Raw genomic sequence first — 16864 nt, 5'->3', positions numbered from 1 at the left:
TGATTGGAACACCGTCCTTTATTGTTTTAAGTGAGTTTTGTTGCATATAAGAAGCAGTAACCCATGTTGGATTACTGCTTCTGGCTAGATGTCACCAGTTCTTTGTGCTTCAATTTCAGAACCATCGACTGTTGAGCATCGAGGTTCATTTGGTCGACAGCGGCGCAGAAGGAAGAGTGATCATTCACATCTTTCTCTTCATACGTTTTACCGAACTTCGCCAGCAACTGAGCGCCGGTTACAGTCTTGCGCTCCGGTTCCGGAGGAGTGACGGCAGCGGCGGCTTTCAGATCGGCCACTTCTTTCTCCAAGGCAGTTGCCTTGTCTTGTGCAGCTTTCAGATCGGCTACAGCTTTGTCGTCCTCGGTCTTTTTCGTTTCGTCAGCTTTCGCAGCCTTGATCGACTCGACCTCTGTTTTGATGGTGCCCACCTCAGTCACAACGGTTTGTACGCTTGTAGACAGGGCGGTTACTCCATCCGTCAGTGCCTTCATGGAATCTTCCATGGCCTTAATTTGTTCTGGTGTCATCGTATCGACGACCTCCTCTTTAGGTTTTTTGTCTCTTGCCGCGAAACTCGTTGTCTTATAGGCAGCGGCTTCGGCGAAAAGAATCGCCGCACCGGTTCCGCAAAATTCGATCACGTCCAGGATGTTTTCATCATCCGAGGCGTTTTGTACCGAGCTTCCATTTCAAGCGAAGCGCCGAATTGATAATCCGACCAGTTGTATTCGGCGGCCAGTCCGTTATAGTAACGGATCGTCGCCACCACATCCGGGAAGTCTTTGCCGTAGATGTAGCCATCCACCCATGCAAAGCCATCCATCGATCGATATGCCTTCTCGATCACAGCGACCTTGAAGCGCGGATCGTGGTCAGCCATCCCATTGACGTAATCAATGTTCAGCGCCATGCCGACAAACGTTTGAAGGTTGGCGTCGCATACGGCAGACGAAATCCGAATCTTCTTTCCTCCAGCTCCTTGCGGAGAACCATCAGAAGGAACGTCGACCGCAAACAGGGCGCACTTGAACGGTACCTTGTTCGGATGACCTCCGGCGTCCGACAGTTTGAAATGTTGCACCCGGATCGTTTGATTGCTCATTTTCAAAGTCCTGAGCATGTTTGTTTCTCACCTCCTTAAAGGCGATGAATTTTGCCAACAGATGATGACTGATGGATTACTGTTTGTCTGGGCAACTGTCTGCCGGTTCAGCAGGCTTAACCACTGGGTTCAGATGGAACCCGAACTGCATCTTCGCTTCGTGCATGAAACCAAACGGTTCAGGAAACGGCTCCGAATTGATGAGACCGTCTTGTGTCATCATGCGGGAATTTGCCGACGTTTTTACCTCGAAACGGTTTGACTTGACCTGATAACCAAGTCCGGGTAGCTGGTTAACCGTCTGCTCGGCTGCGTCCATGATCTTCTTGATCGCCGCCTGGTGCTCCGGCGTGGCAACATCGCCAATAAATTTCAATTCAACCGAAATACTCATTGTTCTCACCACCCTCCGATATTGGAATGTTAAACGAGCATGTAACCAACGATCTGCACGCTCGGGTTTGCCTTCAGTCGAAAGTCATCATCGTAAGATTTGCTGATATATTCGATCTTTTCGGGCAGCTGCTGAGTGTTTGTGATTGTCTCGATCGCACCCGTTGGCAGCCTCACAGCGGTAACCAAAACTTCCGGAACTCGACCGCTACTTGCGAAATCATGAGCATCTAAGATAAACCGACTTTTTAACCGCTCGATCTTCATCACCACCCCTCCGGACAAAATAAAAACACCGTCATCTAACTGCCGGCGTTCGTTGTTGATCAATTATTATTTTCATCAATAGGAGCATTGGGATCTTTCGGAGCTGCGCTTTGAGCCTTCGCCTTTTCTTCATCGATCTCTTCCCTTGTTTTGTTGATGTCAATTACCGTGGCTTTACTTGGCATGAGGATTACTTCACCGTGCTTGTTCTTATGAGCCTTTTTGCCTTTGCTCTCCCGAACTTCATCGATTGTATCAACGCCGCGATCCAGGTAGATAGCATCAATGTCCGCTTTAATCTTCTGGTCCTTCAGCGAGGTGGCATACTTGAACTTAAATTGAATCGCGCTAACTAGTTTTAAATGGCCATCGATTATCTCGTTATTGATGTGTTCTGCGATGGTGTCGGCGATGGACTGGATGGTTGCGCTGGTATCATCATCTTCGCTATCGGCTGTGCTGCGGTTTACATCTTTCGTTTGCCCCAGCTTTTTAGGAGAGATACCGAACGCTACTGCGATCACTTCGATGAGGAACCTTTGCCACTCGATGAACAAAGCTTTGTCGTCGGTTGCACCGAGATCCAGTACACTCGGGTTTTCTCCGCCAATGATCGGCATCTGACCGAGCCCTTGCACCTCATTGTTCCAGTATGCTCGGTATGCTTTTACATGCGAATCTTGAGCACCTTTGCCGAGGTTTAGGATTTTGCGAATAAAGCTATTTCCCGCTTGTTTGCCTGCCGACTTATGCGCCGCTATGAAGCTATTCACCGATTCCCACACTGTTTCAAGTGGAGATAGCCCGAACGGCGTATTTGTTCGCGGATTCATCCGGATATACATCAGTTCGGAGTCTTTCAGGTCAATATACTGTCCGTTTATCCTCTGAGCATATCGGTTTGAATCTCGTTTACCGTCCCAGTTTGCATATAGCTCGATCGAGAAAGCATCTACCGGGAACAAGCGAAGCGGCCTCTGCGGATCGCCAGCTCTGACCAACTCACTCGCGCCGGCGCTGGCGACTAACATATCCTCTACAATCTGCTCCAGCCATAGCCGGAATGAGTCTGTTTGATTCGGCTTCCGTAGCACATTCTCAGCGGTTTTGCATGCCTCTTGCAGGCTTTCTTGCTGTGTCTCGTCGATCGCGGTAACCGACCATTCCAATTTTGCGATCTCTTCTTTAATGACGTTGATCGCCCGGCGTGGTATCGGCGATTCACTCAATGTTCGCAGGTTGGTTGGCGTTCGCTTCATAACCGGCGTATTATTGTTGCGTCCATACCAGAGGTAAGGATACATGTCTGTCTGCCGATCCGGTTCATTCTTCGTTCGCCCAGCTTCAAGCCAGCTGATTACCCATTGTCTTACACCCAAATGTATTCACCTCCTCGCCTTTGCTTGATAATCTTCGAACGCCCTCTGCGCTCGTGCTGCCTTGCTGATCGGCGCTCCGACTCTCAGGCACTCTCGGATGAATTCATGACTCACGTCTCGATGAGGAATGCCGCAAGTGTACAACCGCCAATGAACCAACTCATGCAGCAATGTACCCTTAACCGCTTCCTCTGTTCGTTCCGCATTTCTTTTGCGGCTCATTCCGATGATGGGTTCATGAGTGGACGGACTTCGAGCAATGAAGTGACCATTCCTGTTTGTCCACTTTCGGTTCGTCAATTCGATTTTCCCTGTGTAATCAACGCCCCAATGCTTATTTGCCAGTTCATTCGCACAGCGATATAGATCCTGTATTGTCGCGTCCATAGGAACACCCCAAACAAAAAAGCGCCGACAACTGTCAGCGCTCATTCTTATCCATGTATAGAATAACATTCGATAATTACGGAGTTACTGCGGATTTTTAACGATCATGTTCTTCTTGAGTAGGTGCTTTGTTACTCGTCCTTTGTGATCCTTTGATTCAAAATAGATAGAGGCACATTTACTCATTTCTTTAACCAGTTCTTCCCTTACATATGTTTCTACCCCAATTTGCAACATTGTTTTTGAAGGTAGGTTAATTATCTTCAATTCGTCAGAGGTTGAACCATATGATGTGTTTCTTGTTGTGCGCATATCATGAGGAGTTTTCTTGAATATCACATTTCGATACGAATCATAAAACACAACCTTTATATCTTGGAATCCTCTAGGTTCATCTGAGCTATTAAAAAAAGAAATCTCGAAAGAAATGTCGACATATTCCGCCTCGGCATAGTCAACCGTACCTTTAGGATACCCAGAGTCGAAACGGTAATTCTTAATATCAAAATCATCTACAGTTATATAAACCTTGCCTATCTTCTTCAAGATAAACGTTACAATCATAGTGACTGCAACGCCAAGGACTGCGCCAATAATTCCTTCATAATCTTTTAGTATTTTCGCTAACATTTTCGCCCACCTCGCTAATATTTTACATTAGAAAGGTAATTTTAGCCAAATGCAAATCCAGAGTCGGATTCTACATTCGCAAACGCCAAAACAAAAGCGTCGGCTCGGTCTGGCGAGGACAACCCGCGCTTCTTCATGTCTTCTTTACGCTCTAATTTTATTTTTCCATTGCTTCCCATTCTCCATTTGCGTGTTGTGAGTTGTGTAATGAGTTTATCATCGTCCGGAATTTGCAAGTCACCAGGCAAGCCAAGAATATAATTGCTCATGTTCTCGTCAAGCCTTTCTTTGATTTGGCCCCATAGTTCTGAGCCTTTGTTTCCATAGTATTCGTCATCACTTGCAGATCCGTTGTGAACGGGGATGATCTCATATCCAAGTCCCTTCTCTTCGTTCACTTCATCAAGCCTATCCGTTACACCGCCACCGAGCCCATCATCATCAATTCTAATTTGGACATGAGTAATTTCAGGGTATGCTGCTTTGCATCTCGCGGCCATGTTAAGGATCCAGCCGGCAGTCACCATCAGCCCTTCTTTGTGATGAAAATGCGAATCAATCGGCACCCCGTTTAACCGGGCATAGATCGCCGTTTCATCATCTCCGAACCTTGCTATGTCGGCGCCAAGATAAAGCGTTTCTCCCTTTGGAGTAACTGTCACATTCTCTTTTGCAAATAGCGCCATCTCCAGAGAGATGAAAGTATCCGATTCCCCGCGTGGAAACTCACCTTCTACCCGTACCCGCCATACATCGCTGCCTTCCCCGAACTTTCGTTTCAACATGGCAATGTTCTCTTTGCTCGTCCTCGGGCTGTTCAAACAGGAAACCTTGTGCGTCCGATAGTCTTCACGATCTTTATTGTGAGAATCAAAAAAGACCCCACTTGTTTTAGTAGGGTTCCCGCACATTAATAGCTTATTGTATTCACCAGATAACGTACCAAGGATGGCTTCCATAATGCGATCCTCAACACCAGATGCTTCATCGACAATGAACAGCATGTAGTCTTCGTGGAAGCCTTGCATGTTTTCAGGCTTTGTTGCTGTGCGAGCTGTGGCGAACCACCGCTCCTCGTACTTCCGCATGTATATCTTGGTTTTCGTCCATTTGAGGATGCGCTTAAGTATCGGGCTCTTCGATTGCCACTTACTAATCTCAGCCCAGAGTACATCAATCAGCTGCTGTCGAGTAGGAGCTGTACAAACCACGCGAGGAAACGGAAAACAGCAGAGGAACCATAATGCGATGGCCGCTTCTAACGCAGTTTTGCCGACTCCCTGCCCGGATCTGACCGATACGCGGTGATAGTTTGCCAGGTCATCCGAAACTTCTGCCTGCCATTCATCCGGATTGAACTGCAGTATTTCCTTAAAGAATGTCTTAGGACTCTTACGATATACCGGTATCCTCTTCTTGAATGCCGCTAATCGTTTCTTCATCCCCTCCGTCTTCTCCATCGTCCATCACCGCCTCGACCCAATCATCTATAATTTCTTCGTCCAGGTCGCCTTCGCCGGCAGCCTTGACCTTCTCGAATTCGAAACGCTCTTTATCCAGCTTCAGCTTCTCTTCCTCGATCATGCGTTTGTGCTTATCCGGCAGGAGATCAATGTATTTGGTCAGGGCATCCAAGGCTTTCATCTTATCGTGGAGCTTGATGCTAACTCCGTCTTTCCCTTGTTTGACCTCACTGATCACGGTTCCATCTACCTCGTCGCTGTTCTTAAAAGCGACAAAGTTGCGCTTATATGTCATCTGTTCACCCGTCATCGGATCCATCGCCGGACCTTCATCGGTGAACAGCGGCTCGTCCTTCTGCCCAAAGTCTAGCAGATCGGTAATGTCGGTGAAGGCGATCTTCATGTACTCCAGCAATACGCGCTGAACGTTCATCCCGATCTCTCCCAAAGCTGTCTCGCTATGCCTCTTGATCACATTTTGAATATCAACATTTTTCAATAGAGCGAATCCGATCTGATATGCAGTCTTCTTGCTGTATCCTGCTGCTATCGCCGCTCGCGTTGCATTGAAATCTCGGAGATATTCCATTACGAATATCCGCTGTTTCGGCGTTAATCCTTCGTCATCAGGTATTTCCGGTTCCGGCTCTTCCTCAACAACTGGTGGGCTCTCTTTCCTTTTGGAGCGTTCCATATTATTGGAGCGTTCCGTTTCTTTTTTCGGAGCGTTCCGTTCCGTTCTATTCGGTTTGGTGGACGCAGGTTTCCCCGGATTAAACTCTTTTATAAGCACCTTTCTCGGTTCAGACCCTACAGAGGGACTGACAAAACCACGCAGCTCCATGGCATGAATCAACCGCGCCGCACTGGTATAACCGATTCTCATTCTCCGTTGCAATAGAGATGTAGACGCTTGTTGCGCTTCAACGACAATAAGAACGGCATTCAGGAATAACTCATCCTGTTCGCCATCGTCTTCATCTTTTTGTTCTGGTTTTGGAGCGTTCCGGTCCTTTTTCTTGGAGCGTTCCTGCTCCACCGCTTCACCGGTCAGTAGGTTCTCCCACTTATCCTTTGCCTTCCAACCTCTTACCGTTCCATCCCCGACACCGAGCTGCGTGGCGATGTCAATGAGATTGATTTCGCCTTTAGAGGCTATGTAGATATCTTTTGCTTTGTCTCTATTCGGATCTCTCTGGCGTCCCATCTCTATTGATCACCCCCGACAGCTAAGGAAAATTTTCCTGACCTTGTTTTATTTCCAACATTCGCAATCCAAGAACGCCCAGCATGATGAAACACATGCCGATGCAAGCCACGAATATCTTGAAGGCTGCTCCTTCGGTATCGTCATTCATGGCCGTGTGTCTCCTTGGACATAAAAATAGGGAGATACGATGTTAGTCGCACTCCCTATTTTTCACCAATATATGTTAATAATTTTTTCTGTGTTATAGTAGTTTAGATATTTTTTTGTTTAGGGTGGTTATGAAATCGATACTATCAAAAGCTTATTGTCCGAAGAGATAGAATTACTTAGGCAAGCACTCGAGAAGAAAGTAAAAATACATAACTACAATTTTCAGCATCCGGAAGTGTTCGAGCTAGTAAAGCTCTTGATGTTATTATTGAACGTTATTCGAAATTAACCGCTTATTGTAATCAAAAGAAAAAGCACCCGTAGGTGCTTCAAAAAGTTAAGAGAAAAATGCACTAGCCGTTCTCTGATTCTCATCTTTTTCTTTTACAATAATATTCAACCGCGGTTTATTGTCATACACATCAAATTGTTTTGCAATAATCTGTACGATTGCAGAAGTTTGACTACTGCTTCCATTCTTTTTTGCATACATTATTTCTTCAGTATTAAGTAAAGCGTATACTTCGCCATCGCTCAATTCTCTGGTTAGATCGAAAGAGTTGTTCTTCTTACCATCTGTTCCAGTATAAATGAAGTTAACCTGCATTATAGCACCTCCCTTCGCCTATGTGTTTTCGACATAAGGAAGGAATTTCCTGTTTTACCGTCGAATTCTGATGGTGAGAGGAGGTGATATCATGGCTACCTATATCGTGAACACAAACACCAAGGAAGTTCACAAAACTGCAAAAGTTGAACCCCGGTGCAAAATCAATGAAATGAGCCCTTCTCATCGTATAAACACCGACAACGCAGCGCCTTATTTCGCCCAAGGTTACAACGGTTGTAAATGGTGTTATCCTGAACGTCACACAGGTTAAACGGGTAGAGGGGTTTCGGCCCCTCTATTTCCAATAATATTAAGTCCTTTCTCGAAAGGTAACCCATTTTCTTTATGCCAGTTTCGGCAGTCGTCTTCCGTAATGCAGCCTGATTTTAAAATCATTTGCCATGTATCGTTGTGCTCTCCATCTGCGTAATAATACGGATATGCTGTGTACCCGAGTTCTTTACCCTTAGCAACGCTGGACTGACTGATCAATGCGATTGGCGGAGATTCATGGCCCTTCCATTTGCCAAACCCATTTTCCCACTCCACTATTTGGCCGGACTTCCCATGCCCGCAGCAACATCCAAGTGTGACTACTCCTTGATCATTGAGATACTGTATTTCATCCGCAATACACGCATCAACCTTAACTCTCTTGTTGATTTGATTATGGTTAATCACATCCACCCATTTATAGACGCCATGTAAGCACATAACTAACACCTCATATCAAAGTATTCTCGCTCCAGGACTCATATATTACCCATTTTTATTTTCATTCCATATATGCTATGAAGAAGTAGGAGGTGTTACATGCCAGAGAAGTATACGTTGCGCGACGAGCCGGATAAAACGATGTTTGTCTTCCAAAGGTTAGGAAAGGTTTACGGCCACATAATCAAAAATCGAACAGACAAAGCACCGGCTAAGTTTATTTTCGAAACAGAGAAGTATAATTCCATCGATGAGCTCAAGGCTCAATACCCGGAGGAGGGAAATTAATGTTCAAGTCTGGTTATGTCCTCGATACACCGGAGAAGATAGCCGCTGCTATTCATAACCAAACACCAGTTGATGTCTGGCACCTCGGAGAGATCGTCGACTATGGCGGGAAGCTCCTGTCACAGTCGGATGCTGCAGTTAAATTCCAAGACGGTTCGTATTATCTTAAAGAGAACCACGAATTTAGGATCCGTTAATCCAGTAATGAACCAACTGCCCAGCAAGCAAACCCAGCTGCACGACAATACATAGAATTGCTATTCGTATCGGTTTAGGGATTGCCAACCATGTGCGCTTCATTATCAATCACCTTCGTTATCAACCTGAGATTCAGCCTCGGACTCAGTCATCTTGCAATCGGGACAGAATGATTCCCTGCAACATGGACATTGTTCCCAATAGGTTCCGCAAGTCGGACACTGATCCATTATTTATTCTCTCCTTTAACGCAATTTACTAGACTGCAAAATTGTTTTGTTTCCCTCCAGCTCCCCCAAATGCACCCTCTACATTTCTGCGGTTGTAGCACCGGCGGATCGCGCGGGATACTAACCTTAATCTTGTTCATATAATCAACTCCTGGGAGCCGCTCCGCACCGTCCCAAGTCACGGCAGGAGAGGTTGGTTAAACCTTGCGAAGCAGCTGAATAATGAGGAATAGCGATAGATGTTAAAAAACAAAATGGCCCGCACAATGGCGGACCGAGTTAGGAGTATATTAAAAGGTTAGGAATACCGTAAGGAGTCAATACATCGAAACCATCAACCGGCACTCGGAAAGGATGCTTCTCAGGCATCCCCAAAGCGCGAGGTCGTCCGGACAACCCGGTTGAAAGCTTCGATCTATTAGCGGGCCTTGCGTATTCGCTTGACACCCGCTCTCGATCTCCCTTGTAAACATACAGTTTGTACACAATAAGTTGTACAAGGGAATGGGTTATGTGAGGCCGACCATTTGCCCCACGTTGTTACATTTAAAGCATAAACCTTCTTTAGTCCGGTGTTACTGCGGATTTTGATATCAGGTATAATCCCATGTTGTTTAGCTTTTCTTCAGTGAGTGTGATTTCCTTGTCTGGTGACAATGCATGAACATTTAAGCCGAGCTCCCTTGCCATTGGTACGAACCATCCACGTTCAATCGCCTCTTTTGCGGTAACAACTATATTCATGCCCGGTTACCCTCCATTCGGAAGCCTCAGACCGATTTCTCCGTCCTTATTCCTTCCTCTTCCATAATCTATCACAACAAAATCCAACGTTCCATTAATCTTTAAGCTGCTTGCGATGCTGGCAATGGCGCGCCGGCGCTTCTCCGCAAAAGTTGTAGGCGAGATCGCGTGAATGTCCTTGCGATATCCTTTTTCTAAGTAGGATTGCGCCTTCAGATATTTCATTCCATCCAGGAACAACAGCTTGGCCGTCAATCCCTCGTGCGGATCCCGAATATTTGAGATGACCCCTCTTATGATATTCGTCAACGCCACATAGAATTTGTAATTCATCTGACGCTTTTCTTTGAAGATGACGGACACTGCTGTCACGTCAGAGGTTAACTCCTGCCCAGTTTCTCTCTTTCCGGCTGACCCTTCAGCGGTAAGCAGCTCGTAAGCGGATAATCCGTTCTCCAGTTCCCTCATGGCCATCTCATAGTTCTTGATGATGTCGATCATTTCTGTATACATATTAAGCAGCCACTTGGTTTTTCGGATGTCTTCTTCTGTTATGTCGTCGAAGAATGTGATCTGGATGATCTTCTGCGTATCGTCCCGGTCCTGCATCAAGTCGTCTTTCACTATGATTGCGCTCATTTACCCCACGCCCTCTGCTTATTTGCTTTTATCTTAGGGCAGTATCGTTACTGATTTACTACGGATTAAATGGAACAGTGATAGAAAATTCTGTAGCAAGCATACCGTCCATTATAACGCTAGATATCTGATCTCCAGCGAAGCTCTGCAATGATCGGATAATGATCTGATGCGTTGGAACGCTGTACCCAGGCTGAATCCTTTTCTGTCGGAAAATTGACAAAGATATGGTCGACCTCTTCGGTGGGGGGCTCGTTCTTTAACATGATTTTGTGCAATTGAGAGTTCAATGGTTCCATCAAAGGATCATCAATCCCCATATTAAAGTCCCCGGCTATGATTGCAGGCCGTTCAAGCTTATTTATCTCATCTAAAAGAACCGGGAACTGCTTAATCCGTTCCTCCGCATTTACCCCCAAATGGGTATTTAGTACGGTAACTGTTCCCGCGTCTATTTGCAATCTCGCCGTCTGGATGCTCCTTCGTTCTATGGACCCGCCAATATACTTTATTTCTTTGGAAATAATCGGATATCGGCTTAGAATTGCATTACCATATTGGACGATAAGGAGATTTACACTGGGGGAGAAGCAGGAATACATCCCAAGATGTTTAGCCAGCCTGTTCAATTGATGTTTAAAGCCGCTGCGAGGCAAAAAACGGTCAACCCCCTGTAAGACAACAACATCTGCATGTGCTCTCGCTATCTCTTCTGCTATGGGGTACAAGCTAGTTTTCCCATCCATGCCTTCTCCGTGATGTATATTGTAGGTCATCACTTTCATATAGATACTGGCGGCCATCGAGTTCACCACTTTCTGCTGATACGACGGCTCATACCGTCTAAAATAGCAAGTAACATAGTATAGACCAATCAATTTACATTTTATACAAAATGGTGTGTTTTTAGTCTTGGTTGTCCTTCCCGAATTTGTTTCCTAGAACGGTTTCGGATCAAGAAATTCATACAGCTATCACTTCAAACGATAAATTGGTTTGTTTTCAATCACCCGGATATTCGGCGTCCACGGCTCGCTTTCTGGAGTCGTATCAAGAGCATCCGACTGCCTGCATCCTTCATCCCTCCCAATTCCACAAACTGAGCTGCCCCTTCGCCGGGATCGGCTTCGACAATCGTGTTACAGCAGAAAGTTCCCACGCAAAGCGGCCGGGGCTATAGTCACCGAAGTGGTACTCGTTGCCCCGAACCGCAGAGACGGATACCGCTTGCTCGTCTCGCTCGACTCGTTCGAATCCGATCCAAGCCGGATCAGATAGGTCATACATAACGGGCCAGCACTCATGTAGACAACCAAGCGCCAATATCACCCCAGTCGGAAGGTTGGTCTCGTCGTATCCATGATTGGCGAGAACCGAACGGATTGGCTCACGCCGGCATGCCGCTTTGTCGATCTTCTTCCCTGCATGGATGGCGAGTACACCGCGATACTTTGTTGCCCATGACCGAGTTTCAAATTTCTTCTCACCAATGGCAATCAAAGTCGCCCATGGTTGAATGACTGTTATAACCTTCATCTATTTGCCCCCTTTACGCTGACTCCGTGTTTTCTGCTTCGACATCCAATCCCAACTGTTTTCTGCGTTCTCTCCACCACGGCCGGCTGTAATCGAAGCCAACGATCCGAGTGGCCAGATCATTACAAAACTTCTCTTCCGGAAGATTCTCATGGATCTCGTCCTGCAGGCTGATCGTTTCATCCGCAAAGTAGAAGTCCGATGCAGCTTGAGGGTTTCGAAAATTGAACCGTTCCATGATGAAATCGTCACGCTTATGACTGAAGTAATAGATCAGCAATTTCTCATCGTGTAAAGCCGTATGTGTCAGTTCATGAAAAGTGATCCAAAGCAAGCTTTCCAAAGTCTCGGATTCATCTACAAAAATATAGATTTGGTGCTCTTTCATCATGTTGAACGCTCTGAATGATCCATCTCCACGGTATGTCCAGCCCTCGTGTGTTTGTTCATGGATTTTGCGCTTCAGATGCGCGCCGGCATACACGATGGAAACTCTCTTATGGTCATATTCATAACTCTTCAACCATTTGAGGATCTGTGCCGTACCGACTTGGCACTCTCGGCATTCCAATGAGATCCCTTGCTCTAGCTCTTCAATCTTCAAAATGTCCATATCCATATGATCCTTTCGGTTTTACTGGATCGATGCCAGCAGAGACTACATCGGCCATCAATTTAGCGAATACACCAACCTCCCGATCATCCATGCCGTCTATGACGCGGATCTCTCCCACTTTCAATTTCCTGCCGGCAGCTGTGGAAAGAAGTTCGACGATCGGTCTAATGCGGTCCATACGTTGCTTATGCTCTTCTTCCGCTGTTAGCTCGGCGGATTGCTTGCGACCATGCTCTTCCCAATCTTGTTGATCGAACCAAAAATAACTGCCGTGTTTCTCCAGGTAAACTTGAATCCAGTGGTTCAGCTCGTCCATGTTCGTTTGAATGCGATCATGACATGGCCAGCACAAACGCAGTCCATTCGTCTTAACGCCTCTTCCGCCGCGAGCTGGAGCCCGAGGCACAACATGGTGTGTCGTAGTGTCAGGGTTCTTAAGACAGCTTTGGCATTTGCCGCCTGCTTCTGTAATCAACTCCTCGATAACTTTACGTGGGAATTCTCCGCGATCTTTAGTAGATGGCGTGGATTGGTGAGAAGCTAGGATGTTCTGCCGCCATGGCGCGATTTCTTTTTTTAGCTTTGTTACTGCGAGCTCTCAGACCTTGATACGGCTGTTTCTCTTGCTTTTGCGGTTTAGGGAACATCATACCTTCTCACCAACCTTTCTAATTTAGAAATCGAATAACTCCAATTGGACAACCTTCTGTATCCGTTTCTTTTCGTACTTCTTCCTACATATTGGTCCTAATCCGGTACGTTTTGACTCCGGATCTTTCAACCTGCGCCGGCATGCGAAGCACTTGTTGTAAAGAGGTTGTTTAGTTTGTTCCATTGAGCGCACCAACTTTTTCGATCAGACCCGCCTCTTCCAGGACCGTGTAATGCTTCGCTCTTTCAGCTACGGTGCAGTTAGTAGGTAGAATACTGAATGCGGTATAGAAGGCGACTGCCTCCCGGATCTCTGGCGGCTGGTTATCCAACTCTCCAAGGTTGATCGTTGCTTCTTTCATCTGAATCTCTCCCTTCTATTAGGTAAGGAAAATTTTCCTGCGCTTCATTTCATCATTTGATCATTTCTTCATTTGCTCATTTACGTATTTAGTTTTCAAAGAGTATCTATGTAAAGGTCAGCCATGCACGGCTAACTCGTGGCGGATTTCCGCGACCACTCCATCATCTCGACGGTGTGATTTCGTTCGCTTCCGCAGCGAACTCATCAGGCGGAGTGTTTAGTTTCTGAGCAACTTCATGCGCTTGCTGACTTGTATCACTCAACTCAGATCGCGTTTGCTCGACAAGTTTGAACTTCTCCGTATCCCAGACCCCCCAGTAACGGATGCCATCTAACCTGACTTGGGTTGCAGCGTATCTCATTATCCATATCCTCCTTAGCCCCCACTGTAGAGGTCGTGTGCTATTCTTCTCCGTTCCTTATGGCCAACACTCTTCTTGTCAATATTTCGACCATGTCCGTGTCGCCCTTTTCTTCGTTTACAGCAATCCTCTCTGCAAGCCACTCTAATTTGCGTTGTTGAGCTTCTAACACATCCATTCCCTCCCCCATAGAAGGGACCAGTTGGCCCCATGTGTTATTGCAGATAGTAGCGATCCTCATTTCCGTAATTCTTTACTTCGCGGTATTCCTTGCCGTTTATTTCATGGCTGTAATTAAAACCCTTCCACCTTATGAAGCATTTTTGACCATCTGTGTATACCGTGCGCTTCAGATCCTTCCTCCAGGGATTCATACCCGGCTGTTTGATCTCGGCTTTTTCGATTACAACCTTCAACTCGACTTTCACCACTGTCATTACCTCCAATACTTTATTTCGTTATTTCGCTATTTCATATCCTTATTATAATTCCGTTATTTCGTAACGTCAACATAAAATTACGTAATTGCGGAATATTTTTTCTTATGTTACAATTCGGGTAATTGGAGGTGACTGTATGATGGCAACCTTATATATTAAGGTTCAGGATTTGCTCGATGAACGCGGCTGGACACAGAAACATCTTGCGATTATGACTGGACTGCGAACAGCTGCAGTCAGTGAGATATGTAATAACATGCGAACGTCCATAAACAAGGAACACCTTGAAAAGATAGCTGAAGCTTTCGGTTTAAAGGATATTAATGAGTTGATGGAGTTAAGGTAGGAGCAAGAGGGATAAACCCTCTATGCTCCTTTTGTTTTGGTCTACGCCGATTTGATATCCACGTTCACGTTCAGCTCGATCGGTTCCAAGGTATAGGCATCGACTATGGGCATCTTTAAAGCCGCAGCTATAGAGATTTCAACGCCAGCTCCCGAAGATGTTTCCCAACCTTTCAGCAGCGCCAGCGTGTCCGCCTTCATCAATTCCGCAATGTCGTTTCGCATGCATGCCGACCACTCTTTTACCGGCTGATCAACCTCAGCCGGATTGATGACCTTGTGTCCGAGACCTCGCAGCTGCTGAGCAATCCGGTTGAATTCCGGGAAGTTCAGATTCTCGATTCCACTCATGGGGCCAGAGAGATAAATTACTTGGATATTTTTCACTTTTGCACGCTCCTACTCTTCAGCTTTTCAATAACCTTGTCCAAGTGCTTGCCGACCTCCACCTGGGCAATAGCCTTATCCTCTTCGCTTTCCGTTTTCTCACCCATGATGCCGGCGAACTGCGCTGTTTTGAAACCGAGGGCTTCCATCATCTGTTCGTCGCTACCATTACCGCACACGAGGTAGTAGCTAATAACTGAATCCTGCTGACCCATCCGGTGCGTACGGTCTTCGCATTGACTATGTATGCCCGGCGACCAATCCAACTCACCAAAGACATTGATATTCGCCCGGTGTTGTAATCCATCGATACCAGCTGCAGCTCTTAAAGAGATGATGATTAGGTTTGTTTCTCCGTTAATAAACTTCTGCTTGGCCTCTTCCTTTTGTTTTTGCGACTCGATACCGCTTACTCGAACAGGATTAAAACTGCTCAGTTCTTCCATCCAGATCTCATAGACCTCATGATGGTATCCATATAGGACGACTGCCTCGCCGGCTTCAAGAAGCATTTTCACGAAGGCTGCGACATAGGGAGCTTTTGAGATACCCGTCGCCTGCCTCATCCTTTCCCCGATCTCCTGTTTGGCGCGTCCCTTTTCGAAGCCTTCGATCTTGTCGTACCGATAAACCAACTCCATAACAGAGCGCATTTCTTTAATGAAGACTTTGTCGTCTGAGTCGATGTCTTGCACAATACGGCGCTTTGGAGGAAGTTCCGTAAGAACCTGCTCTTTGGTTCTCCGCAGCATAAGTCCCTCCCGCCTTAGATGATCGCCGAGCATTTCAGGATCCGCGACAACATCCTCGTTATATCCATAGCACCATTCCCGCGTAAAACTGCCCCAGTCTCCGAGACATTGATGCTGCAGGATGTTCATGATGTAATAAATTTCTCCGCCCTTGTTGTAGATCGGTGTTCCGGATAGTCCGATCGCATTGCCGGAGCTTTCGGCCAGTAGTGAAGCGGAACTGTATTTCTCTGTCCCTGGATGCCTGAGTTCTTGAATCTCATCGAACACAACGAATTCAAACTTGTACTCAGGAAGTGCCTGTTTCCATCCACGCAGCAACCCGTAATGGATGATATAAAATTGCGCTTCCGGCAATTCATATGGCGTTAACCCTTTTATGGTATGGACCATCTTGTTCTGATCCGGGAATAACGCGAACTCGCCGGGCAAAGGCTGCGGATGTATGAAATTCATAATCTGACTTCGCCATTGCGTTTGTACGCTGGTTGGAACCACGATGATGCCGGGGAACTTCGCCTGCGCCGCAATCCACGCCAATGCCTCAACGGTCTTTCCGAGCCCCATGTCATCGGCCAAGAGGGCAGGAGCGTTATTGTTTAGGAAGGCAACACCTTCCTTTTGAAATTCCGTCAGTTGGCCTTTGAAGATCAACTGCGATGGTTCTGCCTTTTGTGGGCCCCGTCGAATTTCTTCACGCCGGCGAATATATTCCACAGTCTCCCCGAACGCTGATTCCCATTGATGCCGATCGATGATCTGTAACGGATACCGCATCATCAGCCAATTCAGATCGCCGTTCGTCCGTTTATTGCTCTTAAATCTTGCAACCCCTCGGGTTCTTCCCTCAGCTCCGGGAAACAGTCGCTTCGCCACCTGACACACTGCAGGCTCTCCCTCGACCACCCAGAAACCTTCTTCATACCGAAGTGTTCCGTAATAATAATCACTTTCTCCGACTTCCCTTAGGAACTCCGGGAGCTCAGCCGCGCCCATTCACCACA

General features: G+C 46.6%; 28 protein-coding genes. 4 read left to right on the top strand and 24 right to left on the bottom strand.

Going from position 1 to position 16864, the window contains the following annotated elements:
* Positions 1 to 71: 71 nt before the first annotated feature.
* From SD71_RS25115 to SD71_RS16150, 11 genes are all read right to left on the bottom strand, one after another.
* Complete coding sequence (locus SD71_RS25115; protein WP_235427173.1) at positions 72 to 530, bottom strand: hypothetical protein; 459 nt, start codon at positions 528 to 530, stop codon at positions 72 to 74.
* Between the two features lie 110 nt (positions 531 to 640).
* Complete coding sequence (locus SD71_RS25110) at positions 641 to 1123, bottom strand: hypothetical protein (protein ID WP_235427171.1); 483 nt, start codon at positions 1121 to 1123, stop codon at positions 641 to 643.
* Between the two features lie 58 nt (positions 1124 to 1181).
* Entirely contained in the window at positions 1182 to 1499 is a 318-nt protein-coding gene (locus tag SD71_RS16185) for a hypothetical protein (RefSeq protein WP_041065265.1), read from the bottom strand.
* Between the two features lie 29 nt (positions 1500 to 1528).
* Positions 1529 to 1828, bottom strand: coding sequence for a hypothetical protein (locus SD71_RS16180; RefSeq protein ID WP_235427170.1), 300 nt, complete (start codon positions 1826 to 1828; stop codon positions 1529 to 1531).
* Entirely contained in the window at positions 1825 to 3144 is a 1320-nt protein-coding gene (locus tag SD71_RS16175) for a phage portal protein (RefSeq protein WP_041065259.1), read from the bottom strand. Before SD71_RS16175 ends, SD71_RS16180 begins: the two co-directional genes overlap by 4 nt.
* Positions 3145 to 3150: 6 nt before the next feature.
* On the bottom strand, positions 3151 to 3531 hold the full coding sequence (locus tag SD71_RS16170) for a hypothetical protein (RefSeq protein WP_041065256.1): 381 nt from the start codon (positions 3529 to 3531) through the stop codon (positions 3151 to 3153).
* A gap of 84 nt (positions 3532 to 3615) precedes the next feature.
* The gene (locus tag SD71_RS16165; RefSeq protein WP_041065253.1) at positions 3616 to 4161 is read right to left on the bottom strand and encodes a hypothetical protein; all 546 of its coding nucleotides are present in this window, start codon (positions 4159 to 4161) and stop codon (positions 3616 to 3618) included.
* Positions 4162 to 4202: 41 nt separating this feature from the next.
* Positions 4203 to 5621 carry a DEAD/DEAH box helicase family protein gene (locus SD71_RS16160; RefSeq protein ID WP_082034288.1) on the bottom strand — a complete coding sequence of 473 codons (1419 nt, stop codon included), beginning with the start codon at positions 5619 to 5621 and terminating at the stop codon, positions 4203 to 4205.
* Positions 5554 to 6831 (bottom strand): terminase small subunit, encoded by a 1278-nt coding sequence (locus tag SD71_RS26000; RefSeq protein ID WP_041065250.1) that lies wholly within the window; start codon positions 6829 to 6831, stop codon positions 5554 to 5556. The genes SD71_RS16160 and SD71_RS26000 overlap by 68 nt, the downstream gene beginning before the upstream one ends.
* A 22-nt stretch (positions 6832 to 6853) precedes the next feature.
* The gene (locus SD71_RS25660) at positions 6854 to 6982 is read right to left on the bottom strand and encodes a hypothetical protein (protein ID WP_268747761.1); all 129 of its coding nucleotides are present in this window, start codon (positions 6980 to 6982) and stop codon (positions 6854 to 6856) included.
* 339 nt (positions 6983 to 7321) lie between these two features.
* A complete protein-coding gene (locus SD71_RS16150) occupies positions 7322 to 7591 on the bottom strand; it encodes a hypothetical protein (protein ID WP_041065247.1) in 270 nt (89 codons plus the stop codon).
* Between the two features lie 91 nt (positions 7592 to 7682).
* Between SD71_RS16150 and SD71_RS16145 the strand changes: the two genes are divergently transcribed.
* Positions 7683 to 7865 carry a hypothetical protein gene (locus tag SD71_RS16145; RefSeq protein WP_041065244.1) on the top strand — a complete coding sequence of 61 codons (183 nt, stop codon included), beginning with the start codon at positions 7683 to 7685 and terminating at the stop codon, positions 7863 to 7865.
* Here the strand turns inward: SD71_RS16145 and SD71_RS16140 are convergent.
* Positions 7862 to 8281: a hypothetical protein gene (locus SD71_RS16140; protein ID WP_152619485.1), complete on the bottom strand. Its 420-nt coding sequence runs from the start codon at positions 8279 to 8281 to the stop codon at positions 7862 to 7864. The two genes, SD71_RS16145 and SD71_RS16140, sit on opposite strands and share 4 nt — an antisense overlap.
* A 126-nt stretch (positions 8282 to 8407) precedes the next feature.
* On the opposite strand from SD71_RS16140, the gene SD71_RS16135 reads away from it, so the two are divergent.
* Together SD71_RS16135 and SD71_RS16130 are read left to right on the top strand one after the other, a co-directional pair.
* Positions 8408 to 8596, top strand: coding sequence for a hypothetical protein (locus SD71_RS16135; protein WP_041065238.1), 189 nt, complete (start codon positions 8408 to 8410; stop codon positions 8594 to 8596).
* Positions 8596 to 8793 carry a hypothetical protein gene (locus SD71_RS16130; protein ID WP_041065235.1) on the top strand — a complete coding sequence of 66 codons (198 nt, stop codon included), beginning with the start codon at positions 8596 to 8598 and terminating at the stop codon, positions 8791 to 8793. Before SD71_RS16135 ends, SD71_RS16130 begins: the two co-directional genes overlap by 1 nt.
* A 795-nt stretch (positions 8794 to 9588) precedes the next feature.
* On the opposite strand, the gene SD71_RS16125 is transcribed toward SD71_RS16130, so the two are convergent.
* From SD71_RS16125 to SD71_RS16085, 10 genes are all read right to left on the bottom strand, one after another.
* Entirely contained in the window at positions 9589 to 9768 is a 180-nt protein-coding gene (locus SD71_RS16125; RefSeq protein ID WP_041065232.1) for a hypothetical protein, read from the bottom strand.
* A gap of 6 nt (positions 9769 to 9774) precedes the next feature.
* Positions 9775 to 10407, bottom strand: coding sequence for a hypothetical protein (locus tag SD71_RS16120; protein WP_041065229.1), 633 nt, complete (start codon positions 10405 to 10407; stop codon positions 9775 to 9777).
* 119 nt (positions 10408 to 10526) lie between these two features.
* Positions 10527 to 11210, bottom strand: coding sequence for an endonuclease/exonuclease/phosphatase family protein (locus tag SD71_RS16115; RefSeq protein WP_052476323.1), 684 nt, complete (start codon positions 11208 to 11210; stop codon positions 10527 to 10529).
* A gap of 274 nt (positions 11211 to 11484) precedes the next feature.
* Positions 11485 to 11943 carry an ASCH domain-containing protein gene (locus SD71_RS16110; protein ID WP_041065226.1) on the bottom strand — a complete coding sequence of 153 codons (459 nt, stop codon included), beginning with the start codon at positions 11941 to 11943 and terminating at the stop codon, positions 11485 to 11487.
* Positions 11944 to 11956: 13 nt separating this feature from the next.
* Positions 11957 to 12556: a hypothetical protein gene (locus tag SD71_RS16105; RefSeq protein WP_041065224.1), complete on the bottom strand. Its 600-nt coding sequence runs from the start codon at positions 12554 to 12556 to the stop codon at positions 11957 to 11959.
* Positions 12537 to 12875: a hypothetical protein gene (locus SD71_RS25090; RefSeq protein ID WP_235427181.1), complete on the bottom strand. Its 339-nt coding sequence runs from the start codon at positions 12873 to 12875 to the stop codon at positions 12537 to 12539. The genes SD71_RS16105 and SD71_RS25090 overlap by 20 nt, the downstream gene beginning before the upstream one ends.
* Before the next feature lie 357 nt (positions 12876 to 13232).
* Positions 13233 to 13394, bottom strand: coding sequence for a DUF6011 domain-containing protein (locus tag SD71_RS26300; RefSeq protein ID WP_407637554.1), 162 nt, complete (start codon positions 13392 to 13394; stop codon positions 13233 to 13235).
* Entirely contained in the window at positions 13381 to 13572 is a 192-nt protein-coding gene (locus tag SD71_RS16095) for a hypothetical protein (RefSeq protein WP_041065222.1), read from the bottom strand. Before SD71_RS16095 ends, SD71_RS26300 begins: the two co-directional genes overlap by 14 nt.
* Positions 13573 to 13735: 163 nt before the next feature.
* The gene (locus SD71_RS16090) at positions 13736 to 13936 is read right to left on the bottom strand and encodes a hypothetical protein (RefSeq protein ID WP_041065219.1); all 201 of its coding nucleotides are present in this window, start codon (positions 13934 to 13936) and stop codon (positions 13736 to 13738) included.
* A 215-nt stretch (positions 13937 to 14151) separates the two neighbouring features.
* Entirely contained in the window at positions 14152 to 14367 is a 216-nt protein-coding gene (locus SD71_RS16085; protein WP_041065215.1) for a hypothetical protein, read from the bottom strand.
* 145 nt (positions 14368 to 14512) lie between these two features.
* Between SD71_RS16085 and SD71_RS16080 the strand changes: the two genes are divergently transcribed.
* A complete protein-coding gene (locus SD71_RS16080; RefSeq protein ID WP_235427169.1) occupies positions 14513 to 14722 on the top strand; it encodes a helix-turn-helix domain-containing protein in 210 nt (69 codons plus the stop codon).
* Between the two features lie 41 nt (positions 14723 to 14763).
* Here the strand turns inward: SD71_RS16080 and SD71_RS16075 are convergent, their stop codons facing one another.
* Both SD71_RS16075 and SD71_RS16070 read right to left on the bottom strand, forming a co-directional pair.
* Positions 14764 to 15108, bottom strand: a complete 345-nt coding sequence (locus SD71_RS16075; protein ID WP_200889616.1) for a DUF4406 domain-containing protein — start codon at positions 15106 to 15108, stop codon at positions 14764 to 14766.
* A complete protein-coding gene (locus tag SD71_RS16070) occupies positions 15105 to 16856 on the bottom strand; it encodes a DEAD/DEAH box helicase (protein WP_041065212.1) in 1752 nt (583 codons plus the stop codon). The genes SD71_RS16075 and SD71_RS16070 overlap by 4 nt, the downstream gene beginning before the upstream one ends.
* Positions 16857 to 16864: the final 8 nt, after the last annotated feature.

Source organism: Cohnella kolymensis (genome assembly GCF_000829465.1).
Taxonomy (GTDB): domain Bacteria; phylum Bacillota; class Bacilli; order Paenibacillales; family Paenibacillaceae; genus Cohnella; species Cohnella kolymensis.
The sequence above is the reverse complement of the archived record's forward strand: the minus strand, read 5'-3'. Positions and strand labels throughout refer to the sequence as shown.